At 62.5% G+C, this 24,800-nt stretch carries 27 protein-coding genes, 1 tRNA gene and 4 pseudogenes; 12 read left to right on the top strand and 20 right to left on the bottom strand.

Going from position 1 to position 24,800, the window contains the following annotated elements; all coding sequences use genetic code 11:
* Positions 1 to 37: 37 nt before the first annotated feature.
* Positions 38 to 763: a hypothetical protein gene (locus V1289_RS15215; RefSeq protein WP_334397688.1), complete on the bottom strand. Its 726-nt coding sequence runs from the start codon at positions 761 to 763 to the stop codon at positions 38 to 40.
* 168 nt (positions 764 to 931) lie between these two features.
* Here V1289_RS15215 and V1289_RS15210 point away from each other — a divergent pair.
* Positions 932 to 1,294 (top strand): annotated as a pseudogene (locus tag V1289_RS15210) (transposase); the annotation flags it as partial.
* 326 nt (positions 1,295 to 1,620) lie between these two features.
* Here the strand turns inward: V1289_RS15210 and V1289_RS15205 are convergent.
* From V1289_RS15205 to V1289_RS15175, 8 genes and pseudogenes are all read right to left on the bottom strand, one after another.
* Positions 1,621 to 2,082, bottom strand: a complete 462-nt coding sequence (locus tag V1289_RS15205) for a tyrosine-type recombinase/integrase (RefSeq protein WP_334397687.1) — start codon at positions 2,080 to 2,082, stop codon at positions 1,621 to 1,623.
* Positions 2,004 to 2,945 (bottom strand): annotated as a pseudogene (locus tag V1289_RS15200) (IS110 family transposase); the annotation flags it as partial. The pseudogene V1289_RS15200 and the gene V1289_RS15205, both read right to left, overlap by 79 nt.
* Before the next feature lie 697 nt (positions 2,946 to 3,642).
* Positions 3,643 to 4,131 carry a DUF6644 family protein gene (locus V1289_RS15195; RefSeq protein WP_334397686.1) on the bottom strand — a complete coding sequence of 163 codons (489 nt, stop codon included), beginning with the start codon at positions 4,129 to 4,131 and terminating at the stop codon, positions 3,643 to 3,645.
* Between the two features lie 7 nt (positions 4,132 to 4,138).
* Positions 4,139 to 4,495, bottom strand: coding sequence for a DUF6152 family protein (locus V1289_RS15190; protein WP_334397685.1), 357 nt, complete (start codon positions 4,493 to 4,495; stop codon positions 4,139 to 4,141).
* A gap of 545 nt (positions 4,496 to 5,040) precedes the next feature.
* The gene (locus tag V1289_RS15185) at positions 5,041 to 5,247 is read right to left on the bottom strand and encodes a hypothetical protein (RefSeq protein WP_334397684.1); all 207 of its coding nucleotides are present in this window, start codon (positions 5,245 to 5,247) and stop codon (positions 5,041 to 5,043) included.
* 641 nt (positions 5,248 to 5,888) lie between these two features.
* Positions 5,889 to 6,098, bottom strand: a complete 210-nt coding sequence (locus V1289_RS15180) for a hypothetical protein (RefSeq protein WP_334397683.1) — start codon at positions 6,096 to 6,098, stop codon at positions 5,889 to 5,891.
* A gap of 78 nt (positions 6,099 to 6,176) precedes the next feature.
* Positions 6,177 to 6,356 carry a Myb-like DNA-binding domain-containing protein gene (locus V1289_RS49690; RefSeq protein WP_442896008.1) on the bottom strand — a complete coding sequence of 60 codons (180 nt, stop codon included), beginning with the start codon at positions 6,354 to 6,356 and terminating at the stop codon, positions 6,177 to 6,179.
* Positions 6,357 to 6,383: 27 nt separating this feature from the next.
* Entirely contained in the window at positions 6,384 to 6,575 is a 192-nt protein-coding gene (locus V1289_RS15175; RefSeq protein ID WP_334397682.1) for a hypothetical protein, read from the bottom strand.
* A 900-nt stretch (positions 6,576 to 7,475) separates the two neighbouring features.
* On the opposite strand from V1289_RS15175, the gene V1289_RS15165 reads away from it, so the two are divergent.
* Complete coding sequence (locus V1289_RS15165) at positions 7,476 to 7,856, top strand: imm11 family protein (protein WP_334397681.1); 381 nt, start codon at positions 7,476 to 7,478, stop codon at positions 7,854 to 7,856.
* 83 nt (positions 7,857 to 7,939) lie between these two features.
* On the opposite strand, the gene V1289_RS15160 is transcribed toward V1289_RS15165, so the two are convergent.
* Both V1289_RS15160 and V1289_RS15155 read right to left on the bottom strand, forming a co-directional pair.
* Positions 7,940 to 9,310 (bottom strand): tyrosine-type recombinase/integrase, encoded by a 1,371-nt coding sequence (locus V1289_RS15160; RefSeq protein ID WP_334397680.1) that lies wholly within the window; start codon positions 9,308 to 9,310, stop codon positions 7,940 to 7,942.
* A gap of 211 nt (positions 9,311 to 9,521) precedes the next feature.
* Positions 9,522 to 9,606 (bottom strand) — tRNA-Leu (locus V1289_RS15155).
* Between the two features lie 151 nt (positions 9,607 to 9,757).
* Here V1289_RS15155 and V1289_RS15150 point away from each other — a divergent pair.
* Positions 9,758 to 10,294: a disulfide bond formation protein B gene (locus tag V1289_RS15150; protein ID WP_334397679.1), complete on the top strand. Its 537-nt coding sequence runs from the start codon at positions 9,758 to 9,760 to the stop codon at positions 10,292 to 10,294.
* Between the two features lie 106 nt (positions 10,295 to 10,400).
* On the opposite strand, the gene V1289_RS15145 is transcribed toward V1289_RS15150, so the two are convergent.
* Positions 10,401 to 11,279 carry an AbrB family transcriptional regulator gene (locus V1289_RS15145; protein ID WP_334397678.1) on the bottom strand — a complete coding sequence of 293 codons (879 nt, stop codon included), beginning with the start codon at positions 11,277 to 11,279 and terminating at the stop codon, positions 10,401 to 10,403.
* A 203-nt stretch (positions 11,280 to 11,482) separates the two neighbouring features.
* Positions 11,483 to 11,746 carry a PsiF family protein gene (locus V1289_RS15140; protein WP_334397677.1) on the bottom strand — a complete coding sequence of 88 codons (264 nt, stop codon included), beginning with the start codon at positions 11,744 to 11,746 and terminating at the stop codon, positions 11,483 to 11,485.
* Between the two features lie 203 nt (positions 11,747 to 11,949).
* Here V1289_RS15140 and V1289_RS15135 point away from each other — a divergent pair, with 203 nt between their 5' ends.
* Positions 11,950 to 12,432 (top strand): hypothetical protein, encoded by a 483-nt coding sequence (locus V1289_RS15135; protein ID WP_334397676.1) that lies wholly within the window; start codon positions 11,950 to 11,952, stop codon positions 12,430 to 12,432.
* 43 nt (positions 12,433 to 12,475) lie between these two features.
* Here the strand turns inward: V1289_RS15135 and V1289_RS15130 are convergent, their stop codons facing one another.
* On the bottom strand, positions 12,476 to 13,033 hold the full coding sequence (locus V1289_RS15130) for a TetR/AcrR family transcriptional regulator (protein WP_334397675.1): 558 nt from the start codon (positions 13,031 to 13,033) through the stop codon (positions 12,476 to 12,478).
* Between the two features lie 88 nt (positions 13,034 to 13,121).
* On the opposite strand from V1289_RS15130, the gene V1289_RS15125 reads away from it, so the two are divergent.
* The 6 genes and pseudogenes from V1289_RS15125 to V1289_RS15100 all read left to right on the top strand — a co-directional run bounded on the left by V1289_RS15125 (position 13,122) and on the right by V1289_RS15100 (position 16,888).
* Positions 13,122 to 13,556: an acyl-CoA thioesterase gene (locus V1289_RS15125; protein WP_334397674.1), complete on the top strand. Its 435-nt coding sequence runs from the start codon at positions 13,122 to 13,124 to the stop codon at positions 13,554 to 13,556.
* 6 nt (positions 13,557 to 13,562) lie between these two features.
* Positions 13,563 to 14,042: pseudogene (locus V1289_RS15120) on the top strand (PaaI family thioesterase).
* Positions 14,043 to 14,105: 63 nt separating this feature from the next.
* Complete coding sequence (locus V1289_RS15115) at positions 14,106 to 14,492, top strand: CidA/LrgA family protein (protein WP_309181932.1); 387 nt, start codon at positions 14,106 to 14,108, stop codon at positions 14,490 to 14,492.
* A complete protein-coding gene (locus V1289_RS15110; protein ID WP_334397673.1) occupies positions 14,489 to 15,211 on the top strand; it encodes an LrgB family protein in 723 nt (240 codons plus the stop codon). Before V1289_RS15115 ends, V1289_RS15110 begins: the two co-directional genes overlap by 4 nt.
* Before the next feature lie 88 nt (positions 15,212 to 15,299).
* Positions 15,300 to 16,079 carry a sulfite exporter TauE/SafE family protein gene (locus V1289_RS15105; RefSeq protein WP_334407469.1) on the top strand — a complete coding sequence of 260 codons (780 nt, stop codon included), beginning with the start codon at positions 15,300 to 15,302 and terminating at the stop codon, positions 16,077 to 16,079.
* A 155-nt stretch (positions 16,080 to 16,234) separates the two neighbouring features.
* Positions 16,235 to 16,888 carry a DsbA family protein gene (locus V1289_RS15100; RefSeq protein WP_334397672.1) on the top strand — a complete coding sequence of 218 codons (654 nt, stop codon included), beginning with the start codon at positions 16,235 to 16,237 and terminating at the stop codon, positions 16,886 to 16,888.
* Between the two features lie 220 nt (positions 16,889 to 17,108).
* Here V1289_RS15100 and V1289_RS15095 read toward each other — a convergent pair whose 3' ends face one another.
* From V1289_RS15095 to V1289_RS15080, 4 genes are all read right to left on the bottom strand, one after another.
* Positions 17,109 to 17,315: a hypothetical protein gene (locus V1289_RS15095; RefSeq protein ID WP_334397671.1), complete on the bottom strand. Its 207-nt coding sequence runs from the start codon at positions 17,313 to 17,315 to the stop codon at positions 17,109 to 17,111.
* A gap of 91 nt (positions 17,316 to 17,406) precedes the next feature.
* Positions 17,407 to 18,279: a hypothetical protein gene (locus V1289_RS15090; protein WP_334397670.1), complete on the bottom strand. Its 873-nt coding sequence runs from the start codon at positions 18,277 to 18,279 to the stop codon at positions 17,407 to 17,409.
* A gap of 7 nt (positions 18,280 to 18,286) precedes the next feature.
* Positions 18,287 to 19,612: a hypothetical protein gene (locus tag V1289_RS15085; RefSeq protein WP_334397669.1), complete on the bottom strand. Its 1,326-nt coding sequence runs from the start codon at positions 19,610 to 19,612 to the stop codon at positions 18,287 to 18,289.
* Positions 19,613 to 19,761: 149 nt separating this feature from the next.
* On the bottom strand, positions 19,762 to 20,700 hold the full coding sequence (locus V1289_RS15080; RefSeq protein ID WP_334397668.1) for a LysR family transcriptional regulator: 939 nt from the start codon (positions 20,698 to 20,700) through the stop codon (positions 19,762 to 19,764).
* 120 nt (positions 20,701 to 20,820) lie between these two features.
* On the opposite strand from V1289_RS15080, the gene V1289_RS15075 reads away from it, so the two are divergent.
* Together V1289_RS15075 and V1289_RS15070 are read left to right on the top strand one after the other, a co-directional pair.
* Positions 20,821 to 21,561: an SDR family oxidoreductase gene (locus V1289_RS15075; protein ID WP_334397667.1), complete on the top strand. Its 741-nt coding sequence runs from the start codon at positions 20,821 to 20,823 to the stop codon at positions 21,559 to 21,561.
* Positions 21,562 to 21,595: 34 nt separating this feature from the next.
* A complete protein-coding gene (locus V1289_RS15070) occupies positions 21,596 to 22,495 on the top strand; it encodes an SDR family oxidoreductase (protein ID WP_334397666.1) in 900 nt (299 codons plus the stop codon).
* 42 nt (positions 22,496 to 22,537) lie between these two features.
* On the opposite strand, the pseudogene V1289_RS15065 reads toward V1289_RS15070, so the two are convergent.
* Positions 22,538 to 23,625: pseudogene (locus V1289_RS15065) on the bottom strand (dienelactone hydrolase family protein).
* 82 nt (positions 23,626 to 23,707) lie between these two features.
* On the bottom strand, positions 23,708 to 24,679 hold the full coding sequence (locus V1289_RS15060) for a S1C family serine protease (RefSeq protein WP_334397665.1): 972 nt from the start codon (positions 24,677 to 24,679) through the stop codon (positions 23,708 to 23,710).
* Between the last annotated feature and the right edge of the window lie 121 nt (positions 24,680 to 24,800).

The raw sequence follows: 24,800 nt of genomic DNA, 5'->3' as shown, positions 1-24,800 counted from the left end.
ACAACGTGGTCAAGGCATTCCCTGCGGATCGAACCGATCAGTCGTTCAGCATACAAGGGGAGCGCGGCGACGTCGGTCGATCGCGAATGCCCATTGATCGAAGCCTTCGGATGAAGACCTCACCATAGGCCCCGTCCCGGTCACGAATGAGATAGCGGGGAGCTTGTTCCCAGCCGCAGGCTTCCGTGATCTGATTTGCGATCCATTCTGCGGTCGGATGCGCTGTGACGCCAAACCATAAAATCTGCCGTCGACCATGCCCCACAATCAACAAGCCGTAGAGCAGACGAAATGAGATTGTCGGTACGACGAACAGATCCATCGCGGCGATGCCGTCGGCATGATTGCGAAGGAACGTCCTCCAGCCTTGGGATGGCGGGTCTCTTCGCTTGGCCATGTATTTGGCGACGCTGGTCTGGCCGATCTCGATACCGAGCTTGAGCAACTCTCCATGAATCCGCGGCGCTCCCCGCAGAGGATTGGCAATGCTCATCTCGCGGACCAGCCGTCGTATTTCGACCGCAACCGTCGGTCGGCCGGAACGAGGTCGTAATTTCCAGCGCCAGTAAGATCTGAACCCGGCGCGATGCCAACGGACGACAGTCTCCGGCTTCACAATCGTCAGCGCATTGAGGGTACTTGGCGCCAAACGAGACAGCCCAACAAAGATCAGGCGATCCATGGCACGGAAAGTCAGTCTCTTTGGCAGGTGCCGTCGCTGGATGTTAAGCTGATGACGAAGGATCAGGATCTCAGCTTCCAACGAGGCCCGCGACTGGAACAATAGCACCAGCACCGACCAGACCAGGCTGCAAGCTTCTCTCATAAGCCAGAAACATTGCGCGATTCGGCCTCACTTGCCAGCCGAATTAGGTTTCCGACAGGGACAGGATGATTTACCGTCAATTTAATGGGTAGTCCAAAATGACGGCTGTACGACCGGCGCGATCTCTCAGAGGTGCGGCGCGACCTGGCGGCCTGGCTCGGTAAATGGAGCGGCAAATATCCCAAGCTCACCGGCTGGGTCGAGGACAACATCGAGGAGACGCTGACCTACTTCCGCCTGCCGCTGGCACATCGAAAGCACATGAAGTCGACCAACATGCTGGAACGCCTCAACGAGGAGATTAGGCGGCGTACCTATGCGGTCCGCATCTTCCCCAGTGGGGAGAGCTGCCTGAGACTCGTCAGGGCGCTCACCGTCGAGCGCCACGAGGCCTGGCTCGAAGACCACCGCTATCTGAACATGGATCTGTTGAAGCACAAGAAGGAGATGCTCAAGGCTGCCGCCTGACGATGTTCAGGCCCGCCAAAGGGGTGGACGCCACCCCTCTCCGCCGCCGTCGCTCGCCAGCGCTGCGCTTCGGGCAAGCGAGCGACGGCGGCTCCGAGGGGATGGCTCTACCGGACCCCGTGATCGATTTTGCTGAACTTGACGCACATAACTGCCGGTTACAAATTGCACCACTGTTTCCAACCACCGATTGACCACCAAAACCCCGTGAACAAACGGCGATAACAGTGGACAAAGGTACCCGAATTTCATTGATTTCATTGGTGTTTCCTTACTGATAACGACGTTCGGTGACGCAGGGGTCGCAGGTTCTTCCTTACAGCGCGTTAGATCGCGATGCGCTTCCGCAAAGGAACAACTTGGGGTTCCTCTGACAGATTCAGTAGCGGAAAATTCGCCCGAATGGTCTGCGCGACGTAGCTCGGCGACAGGTGCGCATAATGCTTCTCTGTCATGCGGGTGTCTGCATGGCCGAGCTGAGCTGCAATAACTCCCATCGGAACACCCTTCATCGCCAGATGCGACGCATAAGTATGTCGTAAGATGTGGAAATTGACGGCTGGTGAAATGCCTGCCTGCCGGCTTGCTTCAGTTAGGGGGCGTTTCTGATGCGAAGCGCCCCACGTTTTTCCATCGTCGCGCAGGAAGATCACATCGGTCCCGGGGCGGTCGGCCGTCCAAGTCTGAAAGATCTCTTGACCCTCGTCGGTAACCGCCTCTTGGCGGCTTCGATCCAGGATTTGAGCCCGTAACGTTCCCAGTCCTTTATCCTGACCAGCACAACCCATGCCGCCTGCACGAACAGAACGCGCAGGTAGCGATTGCCGCGCCTGGAGATTTTGCCGAGGATCGTGCGGTCTCCCGTCGAGATCTGCTTGGGCACCAGTCCGAGCCAGGCGCCGAAGTCGCGGCCTTTGGAGAATACGTCTCCAGTGCCGATCGCGGCCACCATGGCGCTCGAAATGATCGGCCCGATGCCGGGCACCGTCATCAGGCGCGAACATGCCTGATCCTGACGGGCCAGGGCTTCGATCTCGCCGGATAGGCCATCGATGCGCTGGTCCAGCCGGCGCCAGTCGCCTGCCAGGTCCTCGATGATGCGCAACATGCGAGGCGCGAGGACATCGGTGCGCGTCGCGAGGATACCCGGCAACTCGGACCGCAGCGAACGCAGGCCTTGCCGCACGGCGATGCCCCGCTCCAGCAGGAACGCACGGATCTGATTGATGACGCCGGTACGCTGACCGACCAGCCGCTCGCGCACCCGATGCAGTGCCTGCAGATCAAGTTGCTCCGCGGTCTTGGTCGCCACGAACTTCATCGTCGGGCGCTGCACGGCTTCGGCAATCGCTTCGGCATCATTGAAGTCGTTCTTCTGTCCCTTGCTATAGGGGCGGACATATTTGGCCGGCATCAGCCGGGCGTCGTGGCCGAGCATTTGGAGCTTGCGACTGAGATGATGCGCGCCGACGCAGGCCTCCATACCGATTAAGCACGGTGGCAGGTTGGCGAGCCGCGCTTCCACTTGGCCACGCGACCACTTCTGCCGCAGTGCGATGGCGCCGCGCGCATCGTGGCCCACAACGTGGAACGAGTTCTTGCCGATATCGATGCCGATCACGGCGATCGCGGTATTGGGTATCTGAGACATGGCGTGCTCCTTGTCTTTGGCGCCCCTTGCCAGCTTCGCTTGCTGGCAGGGCAGGAGCACGGCCGGACCATCCCATTACCGGAAGTGAAATCTCAAACCTTAATTTGAAGAAGTGGGACAGACTGGTGTTACGCGTCAATCAAGAATCAGGCGACCGACACGTGCGCTGCTGCCGCCGCTTCCGCTTCGGACCACGACGATCTCGCCGCTCGCCGGCGAGATGCCCGTGAGAGCCCGAATGTTCGCACCGTGCGTCACGACAAGAAGGATTCCGCTCCCGGTCCATTTGTCGATGACCGCGCGCGCTGGCGGTCAGGGACTCTCTTTGATCGCTCAGCACGACCACATTGCCAAATGTCAGCTCGCGTGGCCGTGTCCATGCAGCTGCACCACGGCGAGCTGAGGATTCTTTCGACCGCAATCCCTTCCGATCTGAGCCGCGCGCCGATCCTTGCGGCGTCCGCGCGTCCCTTGGCGCTGAGATTGCGCTGAGTGGCGCAGTCATCGACCCGGAAGCCCGGCGGATCGCCGGCGCCACCCGGCGCATCGGTATGGCGCATCAGGGCGACATGCCGGCCTGCGTGCAACGCGGTCCAAGCTTCGGCCTCGTCGGCGCTGGCGATGTCCGCCGCGGTGCAGAAGCCGACGAGGATTGCGAAGATGGCGAAGCGGATGCGGCACGTGGCGGCGGACCCCATTAAAAATACGCGATCAGACGCCCGGCGCAGACGGCGCTGAGCCACAGCAGAAGCGACACGAGCGCAGTAACTTTAGCGCCGCCGGACGCTTCGGCGCGCCAGAGCGCAACACGTCGCCACGGGCCGGCATGCGCGATCACGATGTTGACCAGCGCCGCCGCGATCAGCAGCAGCTTGGTCTGAAACGCAGGATTGCGCACTACATGCGCCGCATCGGCGCTGAACAACAGGAATCCCATGCTGATCGCGAGCAGAAAACCGAAGCGCGAAAAAGGCAGCAGCAATTGCGCCATCGGCTGGATCGGAATCGCGCGCCCCAGTCCGAGCAACCTCAAATCGAGCGCCAGGATCGATCCCACCAGCACAACGAAGCCGAGGATGTGCAGGATCTCGACCGCGGGATAAAGCGCGGGTGAGCTGCGCATCACATGACCGAGCGCGCTTTCCTGCAATGTCAGGAAGATCGGCGCGGCCGGCTGATGTTCCACTCTTGGTCTACCGCAATTCGGTGCGTTTGCCGTCGAGAATGATGTATTCGATCCGCGCCTCGTCCGGGTGGCTGGTATGGGGATAGCCGAACACGGTGCAGGTCTTGCCAGACGCGATGAGGTCCGGCGTGATGCCGCGCTGCTGCATGCGCGAAGGCGGCGCCAGGACGAAGCGCCAATGCTTACCGTCGACCTCCATCTCGATCTCGCAGTGCGGATTCTCGTAGGTCGATTTCAGGATCTCGCCGGTGACGGTGAACGACTTGGACGTGTCGTATCCGCCCCAGCCGTGATGGGCGATCGCCGCGCCCGGAGCAAGAGCAGTCGCCAGCGACAGGAACAAACGACGGGTGATTGATGTCATAGGCTGCCTCCGGCAATATGAAGGACAACACCGATCCGCGCCGGACTCATAGCGCAGTTTGCGTCACCGTTCAAATGACCCCGGTTGCGCAGGCCTCCAGCGCGGCGGAGAAAGCGGTATGAATACGACACCGACCGCTCGCCCGGTTCGAACTCGGCGATCGATTGGCGCCAGGAGAAGCGCCGGTGACAGGGTTCCTCCGGCAAGCGTTGATGATATCGTGGCCGGAACGCGTGAAACCTATAGCGGCCCTCTGCAGGTTGGCGCGGACCTGATGCTCCTTCGAAATCGGCGATACAGTCAGCGCCAACGGAATCCGTAGGGCGTTCTGCTGAGGCTGTCGAGTGATGTCGGCTCCTGGGGCACTTCGCAGAAGTGCGGTGGGGAACGTCTTGACGGCTGCTTACCGCGCAACAGCAGACGCGGGATGCGTCGATGTTCGCCGCTAGGGTTGCTTCACCGGCCACACCAATTAAACGCCCGAGCAAGCAGACGCGGCACCGGCAAATGGCATCCCCGATCACGTCGGCAGGAGCTTCTCGCCTTTAGGGCTTCGGGGGATTCTGGTCCTCGACCTTGGTAACGGAGTATCCGGCTTTGCGAAGAGCAACCAGCACAGCCTTGGCGAGATGGATACTTTCTTCGTCACTTTTCGTGACTTGGTCCCACATCGTGCCGTGCCCAGAGCCGGGATGATCAATGAAAGCGGTTTTGATGGCGCTTGTTATAACGATAAGGGCGTCTTCTGACATCTAGGTTTCCCGCCGCTTTCCGCTAAGCGTATCACGCTTTTGGCAGGTACGATGGCTCAACGGCACCGTGCGCAAGCATCGTAGTCGTCAGCGCCACCGGTACAGGTTTTGTTACATCCCGTTCCAGCAGTCGCGGCTTTTTCGGCGCTCTCGAAAGAGATGGCGACTACGTCAGCCGCGCTGTCTTGAAGTCGCCTCGCGACCAGCCATGCTAGCTTAGTCGATGAGACGCGTAGGAGTTATCGACATCACGGTAGCAACGCGGCGCGCCTCGGCGCATCGCAACGTTCCACCACGCGACGCTGCGCGTCGCACCACATCGCTACGCAACGCGCGAGCCGCTGGGGACATCCCGGCGGCTCTCGCGCGTTTAGCGCGGACGGTCCGCCTCAAGCGCCTGTGGCTCCGAGACGGTCATGTGAAGCGAAATACATGCGAGCGGATGAACTCGCCGCTTCGCGACGTGCCGTGATCGAGCGCCGATATCGGCCAGAGCGTTGATCAAAAAAAGGGTTGGTACTGGTGGTCTAGTTTGATTTCAGCTCAGGACGCCGCCTCGCGGCAAGGGCCTAGCGCAACCTACGGGCGCGTGAAAGCCGCCCGTGAGGGCTTGGCAATCGTCGCAAATCAGCAGACCGCGCCTAACGTTCCGGGAACAGCTTGTCGGTGGATTTGTCCAAATGCCTCTTGGTGCTTTGAGCATCTGTCAGGTGTCCAACCAGCTCTCCGGAAAGCTTGTAAATGTTCACGCCTCTGAGGTCATAGATCTTCTGTCCCTTGAGATCGAAGATGGCCGGGCCAAGGACGATCGCTACGTGGACGCCACGGCTGTTGAATATTTTTCCGTCCACGACCGACCTCCTTTCGAGGGGCCCCGCGGCAAAGGCAGCGCTTGTTGGGCAGCGATAGCGAGACAAATCGCACTCGGGCTATTTCCCCTTCGCCTTTAGCCCAGACCGCCGCATTTGCGAGATGCGGTCTCGAATAGTTTTCACAGGACGCTTGAGGTTCGCGGAAATAAACACCCACGATTTACCGGCCTCGATGAGATCGAGCAATCGCCGATCCTCCTCGGGTGTCCAATTTGTTCCGCGGTGCTGCACAGCCATCAGAATACGCTCATTTCTTCGCCTTCGCTATCGTCGCCGTTCGAGCGTGATTTTTCTAAGGTCGATATTCAATCTCATGGCGCGAGAGCGGACGGCGTGTTCGGTTCGGTTCAACTGCATTCCGATCTCACGAGCCTTCACGTCGGTGAGCGCCAACGAGCGCAGCCGTTCGTCGTCCTCCGGCGTCCACGGACTAATGTTTTTTCCCGCCGCCGTCATCGCAGCCCTATTTCTTCGACTTCAGCCCCAGCTCTACAAGCCGGCGGATGCCATCATTATCGTTTCGCACAAAGACGACCATGGACGCTCGTATGGGACCTACAGAGCCTTGCGGCGGTAGAGGCGTCTAAAAATCGACTTTCGCGAGATTTTCGGAGTCGTTCGATTTTCGACTTTTGCAACAGTATCGGCACAAATGCGCCGTGCCGCGACGTCCGCTATACTGCCGCTCTTGGGGGATAAGCGGACGTAGAGGTCGCACTTGGCAGGCTTGATAAATAGCGTCGCTTGCCGTGCTGACCGACGTGCCACCGTCGCTCGATGACGGTGCCGCGGTAGCTTCCGACCTCGATTGACCCGCCAAGGCCCCTAAGAGCCTCGCGGACTCGTTCTGCCGTTGGGGCGACATGAGCCCAGCGCTTTCCAGCTAAACGCGCACACGACTCTTCTAGCCCTCTGCGGACCACACGCAATTCCTGCGTACATTTTGGCCCGCCGGGCCTGCGCTCGGCAGGTTTTGCTTGATGTCACGCCATTTCTATAGGGCAGAAGCGAGCGTGTTACGGTTTGAGTGCTCCTCGGCAGTGGGGGTCGCGCGTTCGGGCTGACGCGTGACCGGAAGCTGCAATACAGTCGCCCTCTGGCCGCTTGAGAGATGCGTCACGAGAACGACGTTTCCGTCTGGCAATTCGAGCGCGTCATGATGTCGGTAGGCATTGCGCTGATCTATCTTGCGAAATCGAGCAACTCTGAAGTTGGGGGCCTTCGTCCAAATCCAGCTTTGATTGTGTTTCACGTCTTGATCAAAAGCCAATTCGGTCCCCGGAAGCAGGCAAACCGCCACGTTCGGTTCGCCTTCCGCCGCAAAGCTGCGAGTCCCTCCTCCCAACCCTTGTCAGCGTGCGCTTCAAGGACTGCGTTGAGGAGCTGGATCCCGGCCGGCATGGCTTCTTCCCGTTGGCCGTCGAGGACAAGAAGGGGGTTGCCAGGCTCGGACCATATTTCCTGTTTAACGTGGTCGGATGCATCGACTCCATTATCGAGGCGCAAAGCAACTTCAACGCCCTCGGTCGCGGTCAGGTCGATGGATGGCAATACGAGCGCGCCGCTGGCCCCTGGAAATGCACGCTGGACGCCTCGGTGATCGGCGGCCGGGCGTGTTGGACGGAACGCCGGTATGGCGGCAGATGGTTCGTCTCCGACCGTCTCGCGGAGTTGTTGCGGGAGCGCGGCCTGTCGGGCTTTGACTTCAAGGAAGCCTGTGAAGAAGTCTCGATCTGAGTTGAACACGAACGTTTCGGAGCCGCACATGAGCTTGCCACGGATTGAACTGGGCAACATTAACCACGCCTGATGATCGGTGCTCAGGCCTGCGCGCCTCCCTTGATCGGCATAACCTTCTTGGGATCGAGCCAGTGGTCGATCCGATCAGCCCAATGCTGCATCAGCTTCGTGCGCGAGCCGATCAGCGCGAGCGGTCCGTGCTTTTTGTAGAGCCCTTCCACAGTAGAGTTATCGAGATGCGCGAGCTGCAGCTCGACGACATCGCCATCCCATGCCTTGGCGTCCTTGATCTCTTCGTGGTGAGACAGGGTCGAGAAGGTGGTCCGGAATCCGTGGGCACAATGATCAGTCTTGGTGTCAATGCCAAGCAGCCGCAAGCGCTTGTTGAGGGTGTTGTTTGATAGCGGCGCGTCCTTCGAGCAGGAAAACGCGTACCGGCGATGGCCGGTCAGCTTCTGAACGCTGCTCAGGATTGCGAGTGCCTGCCGTGACAAAGGCACGACGTGGTCCCAACCGGTCTTCATTTTGGCGGCTGGAATAGTCCAGCGTTCGGCATCCCAATCGACCTCGCTCCACTCCATTTCATTGACCATGCCGGGGCGGGGAATGGTCAGCGCATCGAAGCGCAAAGCAAGGCCAACAACGTCACTAAACCTCGCTCTCGTCCACGGCACGCTGATGAGCTTGAAGACGCGCGTCACGTCGCGTGGTTCGGTGACGCCGGGACGCGGCGTCGACATGTTGGCAATCATCTGCCCATTAAGGTTCCGGAATGGATTGTAGCCGTCGCCTTCGACATCGGCATAGTTACAAATTTGCTCACCAATGCTGCGCACGCGGTCGCGGGTTTCCAGCTTTCCCTCGGCTTCATATGAACGCATGAACGCGAGCACGTCCGGGCGCTTGATGTTCTGCCTCAGCAGCTTGCCGAAGCGAACCTTGACGTAGCCGACACGCAGCTCAAGCACCTCGATGGTCTTGGGGTCGCGCACCGCGACGATCCTGCCGCGTTTGACTTTCTCCACCTTCTTCTTCGCGAGCCACTCGTCGGCCCATTGCTCGAAAGGCCGGGCGGCCGCCTGTCTGTGCTTGTCGAGCTGCTTCTCGGTGCTCGGGTCTTTGCCGTCCTTGAGCAGGTCTTTGGCCTTGTCGCGCTCTCGCCGCGCGTCGGCGAGCGAGAACGTGCCATCCTTGCCGTTGCCGTAAGGCCCGATGGAGTAGGTTTTTTGACGGCCGTGGAAGCGGTAGCCCATTCGCCAGAGCTTGGAGGCAGCTTCGCCGGGCCTGCTCTCGTCCGGCGTGACGAAGAGATAGAGACCGCCGCCGGTCACGTCGGAAATCTTGGCGGCGCTCCACGCGCCCTTGTCGGCTTTCGGTCGGGCGGCGCGGCAGTCGACGTCGGTCCTGATCTGCTTGGGGTTGGCGCACGCGTTATCGTTCTTGCGGACCATCTGCTTAATTCCCTCGGTTCGGAATGGCGAAGTCGCCGTGAACGTTTGTTCTCCCGATACCAACAAAAATACCAACAAATCGGACGGCTGGGATCGGATGAGAACAAACGGTGACGAACACCGATGTACGCGGAATTGCCTATTTTTCAAGGGTTTCCGAGCACTGCGCGGACGGTTGCGGACGATTTGGAACAGGCTTGAACAGCCTAGTTGGTGCCCCTGGCCGGAATCGAACCAGCACTCCTTGCGGAACTCGATTTTGAGTCGAGCGCGTCTACCAGTTCCGCCACAGGGGCCTTCGGAGGCTTGCCTTGGGGGCCGGCATCGCGAAGCGGGCGGAATATAGCGGGCGCGGGACGTGGGTCAACCCGCGCGGAAGTGATTGTCCCGTGCCTCGACAGGTTCATCCCTAAGGGATACGACGCCTTTACAGGCAGGAGATTGACCGTGACACTCGCCACCGCACGCCCGTCGCACGCCGGCAAGTCGGCCGATCCCGCGCTGACCGCGGCGCTGGCCGTGGCGATCATTGCGGCGGCGACGCTGGCGGGCGCGTGGTTCTTCCAGTTGGTGCTGGATATCCGCCCCTGTCCGCTCTGCCTCGAACAGCGCTACGCCTATTATCTCGCGATGCCGCTGGGCGCGCTGGTCGCGTTCGCGGCCATGAAGGGTGCCCCGCGTCCGGTGCTGCTGGTGGGGCTCGCCATTCTCGCGCTCGCCGCGCTCGGCAATGCCTGGCTTGGCACCTACCATGCCGGCGTCGAATGGGGTTTTTGGCAGGGGCCGACCGATTGCACCGGTCCGGTCGGAAATCTCGGCAGCGCCGGCAATCTGCTCGAGCGGCTCGACAGCGTCAAAGTGATCCGCTGCGACGAGGTGCAGTGGCGTTTCCTCGGCCTGTCGCTGGCCGGCTACAATGTGCTGATCTCGCTATTGATGGCCGCGATCGCGGCGTGGGGCCTGGTCAGGACATCCAGACTTTGATCCCTCATGGTGAGGAGGCGCTTGCGCCGTCTCGAACCATGAGGCCTCGATGCGGACATCCTTCGAGACGCGCGCTTTGCGCGCTCCTCAGGATGAGGTTCAGAGCTTAATCGTCGACGTCATCCTGCGGCCGTCCGAACAGATGGATGATGCCGGGCGTGGTGATGGTGACGAACACGAAGCGCGACAGATGATGCGCGCCGACGAAAATCGGATCGATGTGCAGCGTCAGCGCCAGCGCCAGCATGGCGTCCATCGCGCCGGGCGCGAACGCCACGATGACGTCGGCGAAGCGCACATGGGTGGTGAGCGCAATCACCGCGACGAACATCGCCGAGATGATGATGGCGATGATGAAGGAGAGGGCGACCGCCACCGAGGCCACGATCAGCGCGGCCAATTCGAGCGGCGAGGCAATCGCCGAGATCACGGCCGGCGGCGACGACGGCGCGACGCCGGTCAGCGACAAAAGTAGCGGGAGTGCTGCGGTCAGGATGATCACGCGCATGGTCTGCACCACGGCAATCGCCGGCACGTCCGCGCCTCGCTCCGCAGCAAGGATGGTGATTTGCGACAGTGCGCCGGGGCTCCCGGCCAGGAAGGCCGAGGTCTGGTCCCAGCCGTGCACGCGCTGCAGATAGAGGCTGCTGCCGAAGGTCGAGCAGAAGGTCGCGAGCGCGAGCAGCCCAATGGTCAGGGGGTAGGAGCCCATATGCTGGATCAACTGCCGCGACACCAGCGAGCCAAGGGATATGCCGAGCAGCAACAACACCGACTGGGTCAGGAGTGGCGGCACCCCGAGCGGCCGCCCGGCCAGTGCGGCGATGCCGACCGCGATCATGGCGCCGGAAATCAGCCCGCCCGGAAGGTGTGCCCACAAAAACAGCAGGCCGCCGGCGCTGCCGATGGCGAGCGTCTCGAGCGTGTTGAGAATCCTGGCGCGGCTGGGAACGGCAAGCGCGATCGTTGCGGGGATCAGGGTCACGCCGCCTTATGGCAAATCCGCGCTGGGGCGACAAATGCACCAGGCGATTGCTGCAATGCGTGCGTTTGCCTCCCCGTCAAAAGGGTGGCCGGTTTACGCTTCAGCGCAAACCGGCCGGGGACTAAACCGTGGCCATGATCCGGGTCTCTTCCCGCGCAAGCGGGCAGAAATCAGGTCATTTGGCTCGGGCTATCTGGTTCAAATCATTTGGCCTTGTCGGTCGCGCCCTTCTTGCATTCGGAACGGAATTTCTTGCGCTCCTTGCCGTGCAGCCCCTTGGCGTCGGCTTCCTTCGAGCATTCGAGGGATGCTGCGGTCCGCGGCTTCTCGGCCTTCTTTTCGGCCGGCGCCTTGGTCTCGGTCTTGGTGGCGTCCTTGGCTGGCGCCGCCGTCTGCGCGAATGCGGAGCCCGTCAACAGCAGCGAAGCAAGAGCGGCCGCAGTCGCAAGGGAGGAAATCTTCGTCATGGGACACCTCAAATGGAATGGAACGGGACAACCGTCGCGCGGTGATGATGAACCGCGGGTGAATGAAGCGGACGATCCGGCATTTTCGTGGCTACAATATTTTGAGCGAACCATTGGCCCCGCGCGTTGTCGCGAGTTCCGGTTGCGCTAGGATGGGCGCCTCCGGATCGTCGATACCCAGGAAGTGAAGAGGGAGACCAAGGATGAACATTCAAGCCAAACTATTGTGTGCGATTGCGGTATCGGGCTTCGCCGCGTTCGCGGCAACAGCTCCGGCGCAGGCGCTGACCACGCAGGAATGCAGCGCGAAATATCAGGCCGCCAAGGCCGCCGGCACGCTGAACGGCCAAAAGTGGAATGACTTCCGCAAGACCAATTGCGGCGCCGATGCCACCGCCGCGCCGGCGGCGGCCGCGGCTCCGGCTGCCGCTCCGGCGCCAGCCGCGCCGAAAGAGGCCAAGAAGGAAGCCGCGCCTGCGGCAGCACCGGCGGCGCCGTCCGGGCCCGCGGTATTTCCGTCCGCCGTGGATGCGAAATATTCCAAGGAGAGCGCCGGCAAGGCCCGAATGCACACTTGCGTCGACCAGTACAACGCCAACAAGGCGACCGGCGGCAATGGCGGCCTGAAGTGGATCCAGAAGGGCGGCGGCTATTACAGCGAATGTACCAAGAAGCTGAAGGGCTGAGGCTCTTCACCGACAAGCGCGGCCGGCTTTCAGCCGGTCGTGCCTAACCATCGCCTTCGAGCAATTTCCCGGCTGACTTTGCGACCAGTTGCGCGCGCTTGCGCGGTCCGCGTTCGAGAAACAGCAGGCTCTGGCCGAAGATGAAGCAGTAGAACAGGAACGCCTGCGCATCGGCTTCGTCAGGCGCGAGACCCGTCGCGCGATAGAGATGTCCGACATTCCTCAAGCGCGCCGCGTCGACGCTGGCCACGGCTGCGGCAGCGGCCTCGTCGGACCGGGCCCATTGCCGGATCGCCAGTTCGACCGCCATGCCCTCGGTATTCATCCGCTCCGAATAAAGCGCGATCAGCGCCTTCAGCCGTTCGCGGGCGGTAGCGCCATCGAGACTGGATTGCTTTTCGATTGCGGCGATGCGCCCCGCGCTCCAGCCCTGCAGCATGCCCTCGAGCAGCGCGGCGCGATCCCGGAAGCGCCGGTAGAAGCCGCCCTTGGTGACGCCGAGGCTCTTGGCCAGTACCTCCACCCGCACGCCTTCGACGCCGGAGCGCGCGATCTCCCTGAAACCGGCCTCGATCCAGGCGTCGCCCTTGCCGTCGGTCATTTCGGCCCCTTCTGATACGGTACCGTATTGCTAACCCATGACCCCCGTGATACGCTACCGTATCAGCAGTCGAAAGCGGGAGCGATCGATGGAAAACGAGGCGACCTATCGCGGCACGGTCTATCCGTGGCAATGCGATCATGTCGGCCACATGAATATCATGTGGTATGTCGGCAAATTCGACGAAGCCAACTGGAATCTGTTCGCCCGGCTCGGGCTGACGCCGACTTATTTGCGCGAATCCGGCCGCGGCATGGCCGCCGTGCAGCAGAACATCAGCTATACGCGCGAATTGCTGGCCGGCGATATCGTCAAGGTCAAAAGCCGGCTTTTGGAGATCCGCGACAAGTCGATCCGCTTGCTGCACGAAATGCGCAACGCCGAAACCGGCGAGATTGCCGCTACCTGCGAGATAACAGGCGTGCACATGCACCGGCAGGCGCGCAAATCGGCGTCGTTTGAGGTCAAAATCCGCGACGCCGCGGCGAAACATCTCGCTCCATCAGCGCCGGCGATGGCGTGAACGCAGATGCCGCGCTTCGTCCCCAAGAATCCGGATTTTCGCCGGGTCGCGACCGACACGTTCGAGCGGCAGCCGGCGATGCGCACGCTCGGGATTTCGCTGGCGCGGCTGGAGCCCGGCGAGGTCGACCTGTCGATGGCCTATTCGGCCGATTTCACCCAGCAGAACGGTTTCGTTCATGCCGGCGTGATCACGGCGGGGCTCGACAACGCCTGCGGCATCGCCGCTTTCACATTGATGCCGGCCGGTTCCGACATCCTGACCGTCTAGTTCAAGACCAATTTGCTGGCGCCGGCGAAGGGCGAGCGTTTTGCGTTCCGCGCTCGTGTCGTCAAACCCGGGCGCACGCTGACGGTGTGCGAAGGCCGGGCTTATGCCGAACATGACGGCGTCGAAACGCTGATCGCGACCATGACCGGCACCTTGATGGCGTTGCCGCGCCGCGAACCTGCAACGCAGCACGACAACCCTCACGCGCGGGCCTGACGGGCACATTGACAAGCGTCCGCGGCGGCCACCTGATAGGGCCCTCTCTGCGCGGACGGTCGCATGATTGCAAGCCTTAGCCTGATCCTGCTTTGCCAATTGATCGGCGAAGTTTTCGTGCGCGGCCTCGGCCTGCCGATGCCGGGCCCGGTGGTCGGGCTGGTGCTTCTGCTGCTGTTGCTGCTGGCGCGGGACCGCTTCGTCGTGCTCGCGCGCGGGCCGCTGCAAGGCGATGGCGTGGAAAGCGCGAGCCGCGGCCTGCTGGCGCATCTGTCGCTATTGTTCGTCCCCGCAGGCGTCGGCGTCGTGCAAAAGCTCGATCTGCTCGCCGAGCACGGCATCGCCATCCTGGCGATCCTGGCCGTCTCCGTGGTCATCACCTTGCTGGTGACGGTCGCGACGTTTCTGGTGGCGAACCGCTTCCTCGCGCGCGGACAGGACAGACCATGAGCGACAATCCATTTTCTCTGTGGGTCTACCTGTCGCAGTCGCCGCTGCTCTGGCTGACGGTGACGCTGCTGACCTATGCGATCACGGATGCGGCGTCGCTTTGGACGCACCGCCATCCGCTGGCCAATCCGGTACTGCATTCGATGTGGATCATCGGCGCCTTCCTGCTGCTCACCAAGACGTCCTACACGACCTATTTCGGCGGCGCGCAGTTCGTGCATTTCCTGCTCGGACCCGCGACGGTGGCGCTGGCCGTGCCGCTCTACGAAAACCGAAACGTGGTGGCGGCGGCAATCCTGCCGATGCTGGTGGCGCTCGCGGTCGGCTCCATCACCGCGATCGTTTCGGTGGTGCTGCTGTCCGAGGCCGCAGGCCTGCCGCGCGCGATCATTCTCTCGCTGGCGCCGAAATCAGTCACCGCCGGCGTCGCCATGGGCATCAGCGAGTCCCTGCACGCCGATCCGTCGCTGACGGCGGTCTCGGTGGTCCTCACCGGGATCATGGGTGCGATCATCGTCACGCCGCTGATGAACCGGACCGGAATTACCGATTTCCGCGCCCGCGGCTTTGCGGTCGGGATCGCGGCCCACGGCATCGGCACCGCGCGCGCCTTCCAGGTCGATGCGGTGGCGGGCGTGTTCGCCGGCATCGCCATGAGCCTGAACGCGCTGGTGACATCGCTTTTGGTGCCGCTGGCGGCGACGCTTTTGGTGCGCTGATCCCTGTTGCAGTGCAGGTTTGTGCTGTAGCCATGGCAGTCCGCAGAAAATTCTTCTATAGCGGTGTCAAAGTGAGTCTTCCATTTTGATCATCTCCACAACGCAAAGCCTGCTTGGACTGGCATCGGGAATGCTGGTCGGATTTTCCCTTGGCCTGGTCGGGGGCGGCGGATCGATTCTGGCCGTGCCGCTGATGGTCTATGTGGTCGGCGTGCCCGAGCCGCATGTCGCGATCGGCACCAGTGCGATCGCGGTGGCCGCGAATGCCGCGGTCAATTTATCGAACCATGCGCGCGGCGGCACTGTCGTCTGGTCCTGCGCGCTGGTGTTTGCGGCGGCGGGCATCATCGGCGCCTTCGGCGGATCGATCCTCGGCAAGATGGTCGATGGCCAGAAACTATTGGCGCTGTTTGCGCTGGTGATGCTTGTCATCGCGATGCTGATGCTGAAGACGCGTGCGCGGATCGGGCTGCCCGACGTCAAGATCAGCCTGTCCAACATGCCGGCCGTCGCCGGCCTCGGGCTGGCGACCGGGACGATGTCCGGCTTCTTCGGCATCGGCGGCGGATTTCTGATCGTGCCGGCCCTGATGCTGGCGACGGGCATGCCGATCATGAACGCGGTCAGTTCCTCGCTGGTCGCCGTCACCACCTTCGGCATGACCACCGCCGCCAGCTATGCCTGGTCCGGCCTCGTCTCCTGGCCGCTGGCGGGCCTGTTCGTCGCCGGCGGCATCGCCGGCGGGGTGGCCGGCACGCGGTCGGCGCAGCACCTGGCGGAGCGCCGCGGCGCGCTCAATATCGTGTTTGCCGTGGTCATTATTGCGGTGGCGCTCTATATGCTGGCGCGTAACTTATCCCTATCTTGAACGTAGAGTGAACTATAGCGTTTTCGAGCGAAGTGGGTACCGGTTCGCGTGAAGAAAACGCGTCAGAACAATAGGCTAGAGCCTCGGTTCTGATTGGATCAGAACCGAGGCTCTAGGCCGCAACGGGACCAGTCGGAACAGCTATGAATGATTTGATGAGATCGGAGCGGACCCGGCGTGACGCGCTTGGCTTGCTCGGCGCGGGCTTTGCGGCGCTCGGCACCGGCATCGCGCCGCGTTCGGCGCGCGCGGAAGACGACGAGGAGAAGGTGCTGACGGAAGCGCTGGTGCTGCGCGATCCCGAAATCCCGGTGGCCGGCAATGTCGATGGCGACATCACCATCGTCGAGTGGTTCGACTACAATTGTCCGTATTGCCGCAAGCTCGAGCCCGAGCTTCGCCAGGTCGTGCAGGACGACGGCAAGGTCCGCCTGGTGCTGAAGGATTGGCCGATCCTGGGCCCGGTCTCCAAGGTCGCCGCGCGGATGGCGCTGGCCGCCAAATATCAGGACAAGTTCCTGAAAGCCCACGAGGCGATGATCGGCGTCAATTCGAAGCTGACCGAGCCGCGCCTCGGCGAGCTGCTCGCGGCCGCCGGCATCGACATGGATCGCCTCAACCGCGACCTCGCAGCCAATGCCAAGGCGATCGACACCATCCTGGCGCGCAACAACGATCAGGCCAAGGCGTTCGGCTTTAACGGGACGCCCTCCTTCATTGTCGGCAAATTCCGCGTGCCTGGCGTCCTGACCATGGCGGAATTCGAGATGGTCATTGCCGACGCGCGCAAGGCGAAGGCGAGCAATTAGAGCGTTTTCGAGCGAAAGCCTGCCCCGGACTTGATCCGGGGTGGATACCGGTTCGCATAGCAATCAAGTTTACGCAGATTGCGTAGACTTATCTGCGGTAGAAAACGCGTCAACACAAGAATCCAGAGCATGATAGCGATCATGCTTTAGCGTTTGCCAGGCAAAAAAGCGCCCTCGTCAGAAACGAGGGCGCCCTGATTGGTGCTGAATCGCCGCGCGATTACTTCGACGAGATTTTCACCCAGTCGTCATGGGCGCGCCCTTTCAGGGCCTGCCAGTCGGCTGCCGCGACGTCCCAGTTAACGATGGTGCGATTGGCCTGCGCGACCTGGCCGTTGGCGATGCTCGAGGTCTGCATCGAGTCGTAGACGTAGACGCCGCCGACCAGCAGCAGCGCGCCCAAAATCATTCCGAAGAACGTTCGCATGGCAACCTCCAATGACCGCTGACAACGTGGGTAGGCGAGGATGGTTCCGCATGGTCCGGCGAATACGGCCCCAGCGCGGGCGCAATTGCGCTCATCGCGGGGCCGCGATGGCGCTCTCTGACGATCGCACCTTCGCGGGCACAGGCGGCGCGGGTGCTGCAGCCGGTATCGTCGTCGCTAGATTGAGCGCCTTCAATTCATCCGGCTTGAAGACGAATAATTTGTCGTGTGGCGTCTCCATCGCATGCACCCAGACCTGCAGATTGACGCCCATCTCGGCGAGATAGCGCAGGCAGCGCGCCGAGATGTCTTGCGTCACGCTCATCTCGTCGCGCGGCGGGCTATTGGCTGCAGAGGTGATCGCCGCCACCTGATGCACGCCGATCATGGCCCCGTCGCCGGCGCGACGCTCGATGCCGCCCGCGAGTACCAGCGGGCATGAGGAGGCGCAGTATTTTCCGGCCTCGACTTCGGTTGAAAGCTTCTTCTCGCGAATGAGCCGTCCCATCGCCATCGCATCGGCAATTGAACCCCCCGGCGAATTCAGCACCACGGTCTTGATGTAATCGCCGCGTTTGTCGATCTCGGTTGCGAAGGCTTTGGAAATTCCGGGCGTGATGGTGCCGGTCACCATCAACTTGCCGCCGCCCAGCAACTCGATCGTCATCGGGTTTGCCAGGATGCCTTCCGGCTTTGGCAGTGGCGTCAGTCGTTTGTCGCCATCCGGCAGGAGCGGCGCGAGGATCGACGGCAAGCCGGGAAGATTGAGGGAAGGCAGATTCTCCTGGATCTCGGTCGGCGCTGCCGCGAGGTCGGGATAAACGATCCATCCGTTGAGGCGGGCGAGGTCGGCCGCCAGCAAAACGATCGTGACGGTCACGACGCCGCGGAGAATCCAGCGCAGCACGGCTTCATCCGGATTGTCGGGCAGCCAGGTCTGAAAGCGTCGCGGAAGGGTCGGCATCGCCGTGCTATTTGGTGTATCGGGCCGACGACAGCGCAGTGACGTTCTCCTCGGCTGGCCCGGCAGAAGGTTCGGAATCGGACTTCGCTACCGCTGGCTCGGAGCGCTGTGCCGCTCCGACCTCGCGGGCCATCTGCAAGGCCGCGACCAGTTCGCCCACCGTCATGTTGGACGGGCTGACCGCCGGCAATCCTTCGCGCCGGATCGCGGCGTAAACCACGCACAGGATCAGGACCAGCACCGCCGGCATCAGGTCGATCGAGATCGCGCCGGCCCAGCTCGGGACGAAATCGCCGGCATAACGCAACACCGCTTCGGCGGGCGACAAGGTCTGAAACCTGATCGGTTCGACCTTCGGCATTGCCAGGATCTTGTCCGCGGCACCTGAGAGCGACGCCGCCTGCGCGGCAATCGAGCTTTCTACCTTGCCGACAACCGCATTCTGGCGATCGGCAAGATCGGCCGTACGGCCGCCCGCGGCGGGCGCGATGAAGCTCGATGACAGCGACGTCGCGGCGCGCTTGACCGCCGGCGCAACGGAGGTCTGCTGCAGATTGGCGATCACGCCCATCAGCGTCAGGGACTCGGTTGCCAATGCATCGCTGCGCGCCGAAATCGGACCGCGGTCGGAAATCAACTCCCGCATCCTGGCGAGACTTTTACTTCCCTGCTCGTACAAGGCCGAAACACGTTTGTCCGAAGCCTGGACCTGCTGGCCGAGACTGTCGAGTTGTCCGGACATTTGCGCCAGAAGCTGTACCACGGTGCCAGACCCGGCGGTGCCCGTCAGCGAACCGGCGCGTTCGGCATCGGCGAGCTTCGCGAAGCGCGACGACGCCAGCTGGATATCCGGCAACAGTCCCTGTGCCGCGATGGCGTTGGTGTTCGCGGTGTCGAGATCACGGGTATAGTTCTGCACCGTAATGGCGAGATGCTGTTGGATCGCCGCCGCGCCGGCGAGCGCCGAGGCGTTCAGCCAGGACGACATCGCCACGATCATCAGCGATCCCAGCAGTAGACAGCCGATCATCAGGCCACGGCCGCTGCGAGAGACCACATGCGGCATGAAATGCATCAGGAACACCCAGAACGCATAGATGCCGACCGACACCGCGACCGAATAGATCACCGCGGCAAATAACACCATGCCCGGGCTGCCGTTCAACAGTTCGCGAACACCGAGAAAAGTATAGACGCCGGCCGCGAGCGCAAGGATCGCGGTCGTTAGTTTCAACGTGCCTTCGAGGCGCGCCACGCCTTTCGATAGCAGCACGGAAGCAGATGAGCGGGAGGGAAGGGGTTGTTGGACGAGGGCGTCGCTCGGGGGCATCATGAAAATTCCGTAAGGTTCGAGACCAACTGAACAGCGCCCCCGCTGCTCGCGACATGCTGCATGTCTGCAGCCAGATTCAGACGAGATTATGTAGGACGCCTGCAATGATGCGGGCATCACGATGCCTTGAAACAGCGATCGGCAGAGCATCACCAACGTGTGCGAGCAACATCGGCAGGGCTCCGCTCGTGATCGCTGCCTCGCGCGGCACCGAACTCCCGCATTACGTAATCGATGAACACCCGGACACGCGGCGATAGTTGGCGATGGCGTGGATACAATAACGAGACCGGGGTCGGCGACGGCGGACAGTCCGGCAGTACAGCGACAAGCGTTCCCCGTTTCAGATCGTCTTCGACGTGATAACGCGGCACCTGAATCAACCCCAGCCCGAGGCGCGCGGCGGCGACCAGGCTCTCGGCACCGTTGACCGAAACCATCGCCGGCAACCTCACCTCGCGCACGGCGCCATCGACGACGAACTCAAGTGGCAGCAGCGTCCCGGCCGCCGACGAATGGAAGCCGACCATGATGTGGCCGCCGAGCGCGTCGACGCTCGCAGGCTGACCGATGCGATCGATGTAGGCAGGTCCGGCGCAGGTGATCTCATCAAGCATGGCGACGCGGCGCGCGATCATGTCGCTGTCCTTGATATCGCCGACGCGCACGACGCAATCGATGCCTTCGCGGATCAGATCGACCGGCCGATCGCCCTCGCTCATGTAGAGTTCGATGCCCGGATATTCGGCGAGGAATTCGGGCAGGCGCGGCATCACGAAATGACGCGCCAGCGTTCCGTGCACATCCACACGCAGCAGTCCCTTCGGCCTGGCACCGCCGAACGCACCTTCGGCATCCTCGAGATCGGCGATCAGTGACAGGCAGCGCCGGTAGTAGGCCTCGCCATCCAGCGTCGGGCTCACCTGTCGGGTGGTCCGCTCGAGTAGCCGAACCCCGAGGCGGGCTTCCAGCCCCTTCACCGCGTCCGTTACCGTGGAGCGCGGCAGGCCGAGATCCTCGGCGGCCAACGAAAAACTGCGTCGCTCCACCACCCGCGAGAAGACCCGCATCGCGTCGAACCGGTCCATCCTATTGTTCGTAATTCCCGAATTATGATGCCAGATAATGCATGATTATCCGGAAGGAGGAAAGGTCTAGCTTTCTCCCATCGGATGCGGATCAGCCGCAAAACCATGAGGAGACCAGAAATGGCAAACGAATCCAACAAGGTAGCAATCGTTACGGGCGCCTCGCGCGGTATCGGCGCGGCGGTGGCCGAGCGTCTTGCCAAAGACGGCTTTACCGTCGTCATCAACTATTCCGGCGACACCAAATCCGCCGAGGCGCTGGCGCGTAAAATCGAAAGTAACGGCGGCCGGGCGCTGACCGCCAAGGCCGATGTCAGCGATCCCAGCGCGGTGCGCGGCATGTTTGATGCGGCGGAAGCCGCCTTCGGCGGGGTCGACGTGCTGGTCAACAATGCCGGCATCATGAAGCTCGCCAAAATCGCTGACAGCGACGATGCGCTGTTCGACCAGCAGATCGCGATCAACCTCAAGGGCAGTTTCAACGCGATGCGCGAAGCCGCGAAACGGCTGCGCGATGGCGGCCGGACCATCAATTTATCGACCAGCGTCGTCGGGGTGAAGCTCGAGACATATGGCGTCTACGCCGCCACCAAGGCCGCGATCGAAACCATGACGGCGGTGCTGTCGAAGGAACTGCGCGGCCGTTCGATCACCGTCAACGCGGTGGCCCCTGGCCCGACGGCCACGGATCTGTTCCTCAACGGCAAATCGCCGGAGCTGATCGAGCGCATGGCGAAGATGAATCCGCTGGAGCGGCTCGGCACGCCCGAGGATATCGCAGCCAGCGTTTCGTTCCTCGCCGGCCCGGACGGCTCCTGGATCAACGGTCAGACGCTGCGCCCCAATGGCGGCATGGTCTGAGGCAAACAAACCAATCGCAAAAAGGATACGTGTCATGAAACAGGTTATCGTCATCACCGGTGCTTCCAGCGGCTTTGGCGCGCTCACCGCCCGCGCGCTCGCATATGCAGGCCACACGGTATACGCGTCTATGCGTGAGACCACCGGCCGCAACGCGGCTGTCGTCGCGGACGTCGAGAAATTTGCGCGCGACAACAAGGTAGATCTGCGCGCCATCGAACTCGACGTCGGCTCGCAAGCCTCGGCAGATGCGGCAATTGCAAAAATCGTCGCGGAGCAAGGGCGCCTCGACGTCGTGATGCACAACGCCGGTCACATGTCGTTCGGTCCGGCGGAAGCGTTCACGCCCGAACAACTGGCCGAACTTTACGACATCAATGTGCTGAGCACCCAGCGGGTCAATCGCGCGGCGTTGCCGCAACTGCGCAAGCAGGGCAGGGGATTGCTGGTCTGGGTGTCGAGCAGCAGCTCGGCCGGCGGCACGCCGCCCTATCTCGCGCCCTATTTTGCCGCCAAGGCCGGCATGGATGCGCTTGCCGTGGTCTATGCGCGCGAACTGTCGCGATGGGGCATTGAAACCTCGATCATCGTGCCGGGTGCGTTCACCGGCGGCACCAATCACTTTGCGCATTCGGGTTCGCCCGCCGACCGGGCGCGCGCCGCGGAATATGAAGCCGGCCCCTATGCCGGCTTCGGCGAGCAGATCATGAAGGCGTTTTCGGCGATCGTGCCACCGGAGGCCGACGCCGCGTCAGTGGCCGATGCGATCGTCAACGTCGTCGATATGCCGTTCGGCCAGCGGCCGTTCCGCGTTCACATCGATCCGACTCAGGACGGCGCCGAGGTTGCCTTCGCCGTGATCGACCGGGTTCGCAACGAGATGCTGCACCGTGTCGGATTTTCCGACCTGCTCCACCCCAAAGCCAACGGGTGAAATCCCAAACCGGCGGCGCATCATGCGCCGCTGGCTTGTTGACTATGCTCCGCGCAGCCAGTCCAGCATCGGCCCGTTCATCTCGCGCGGATAGGTGTGGCTGAGATCGTCGAGCTCGCGGTAGGTGACGTCGGCACCGGCGGCCGCGAGCGCTTGCTGCGTTTGCCGCGCCACCTGCACCGGGAACATCCAGTCGAGCCGGCCATGCACGATATGGATCGGGAGGCCGCGCGCAGCCGCTCGGCGTCGGCCATTTCCGCCATCAGCGGATGAAACGTCGCGGCGACCGGGGCGAGGTGGGTGAAGGGCGAACTGCTCTCAAATCCGGTCACGTAGCAGAAGGTGCCGCCGTCGCTCATGCCGGTCAGCAGCATTTTTCTGGAATCGACGTTCCAGCGCGATCGCACGGAATCGAGAATTCGCGCGAGGTTCGGCGTATCGGTATCGTCGCCCATCAAGGCCCAAGTACTCTTATTCGAAGTATTTCCCGTCGCCGTGGGCGCAACCAGGATCGCGCCGCGGCTGCGCGCATCGCGCAGCCAGCTCCACAGAAAGCCGCGGCCGGTGCCGCTGCCGCCGTGCAGCGCCATCACCAGCGGCCAGGCGCGATCCGGCGTGTAGTATTCCGGTACATAGAGCGAGAAGCCGCCGCGGCTGCCGGGCTCGTTGTGGTCATGCATGATGCCGGTGTTTTCGTTGCCGGGCCGGGCGAGCCGCGCCAACAGATCGGTGTCGTCGCGCAGCGAGGGATCGACAAAGAACTCGCTGACCGGCGGCAATTTCACCGACAGCGGATAGAGCGCCTCCTGCGCGCGCGTGGCGTGGCGCAGCGCGCGAAACACCGCGACGATGTCGCCATGGCCGTTTTGCACCGCGCGCAGGCCCTGATAGGCGGCCAGCGCCGCATCGCTGGCGGATTCGAGTGATGTTCGGATGCCGGCGAATTGCTCCGGCCATTGCGCCAGCCGCGGCCGAACCGCGCGCAACGCCTGGTCCGGCGCGCCGGCGGCGTGCATCACCCGGCCGAAATCCGGCGGGTTGAGATGGCGCGCAATGAAGCCAAGGGATTCCAGCGATTGCAACAGCGGCGGCAGCACGGCCACGATGTCGTCCACCACGGCCTCGCTCATCGAGGGCTCCCGTATCTCGTATCTAGTGCAGCCTTGTTTAGTGCAGTCTTGTTTAGTGCAGTCTTGTTTAGTGCAGTCTTGTTTAGTGCAGTCTTGGCGCCTTCAGCAGTTTGGCGCGATCGATCGAGGTCAGCGTCACGTCGAAGGTGACACCCTCATGATAGACCGTGAGCGGCACGTCGACGCCGGCCGGCCCCAGCGACCACACTTTCCGGTAGAAGCCGGTCTGGCTGGTGACCTTGTCGCCGTTGACGGCAAGGATCACGTCGCCGGTCTTCAGTTCGGCGCGCCCCGCCGGTCCCTTCTCGGCGATGCCGACCACAACCACGCGGTGGTCGATCTCGGTCGAGTACATGCCGAGCCACGGCCGCGACGGCCGGTTGACGCGGCCGAACTTGCGCAGATCGTCCAGCACCGGCTTGAGCAGGTCGATCGGCACGATCATGTTGACGTGTTCGGCCTTGCCCTCGCGCTCGCGTTCGAGCTGCAGGGACCCGATCCCGATCAATTCGCCGCGGCTGTCGATCAGCCCGGCGCCGCCCCAATTGGGGTGCGCGGGATGGGTGAAGATCGCCTCATCGAGCAGGTACTCCCAGTAACCCGCGAATTCCTGTTTGGCCACGATCTGGCTTGCGACCGATCGCGTCCGCCCGCCGGCGCCGCCGACCACCACGCGGTCGCCGATTTTGGTGGCGGCCGAAGAACCGAGCGGCAGCGGATCGAGATCGAGATGGCCGAGCGCCTGCACCAGGCCGAAGCCGCTTTCGAAATCGAAGCCGAGCGCGTGGCCCGACACCACGCGGCCGTCGCCGAGATGCAGCCAGACGGTTTCGGCCTCGGTGATGAGATAGCCGATGGTCAGCACCAGGCCGTCATCGATCAGCACGCCATTGCCGGCGCGTTCGGTGCCGAGCGTCTCCGCGCTGAAGGCGTCGGGCGGAATGATCGAATGCAGTCCGACCACCGACGAAAGCGTGCGGTCGAGGTCGAAACTGTAATCGCCCGGGCGCGGCTGATTGGCCGGCGGTACCTTCCATTCGGTCAACGAAACCATCCCGAATCTCCATTCAACAAATCAGCCGGAACCCAGAGTAAACCCCGGCTTTCGTCGAGAGGAAAGATCGAAAACGGCATACTGGAACCGCCGCAAAGCCGGTTCACAGTCTATCGCGGCG

It is taken from the genome of Bradyrhizobium sp. AZCC 2289, from assembly GCF_036924615.1.
Taxonomy (GTDB): domain Bacteria; phylum Pseudomonadota; class Alphaproteobacteria; order Rhizobiales; family Xanthobacteraceae; genus Bradyrhizobium.
Note: the sequence above shows the minus strand (reverse complement) of the source record. Positions and strands in the feature narration are given on the sequence as shown.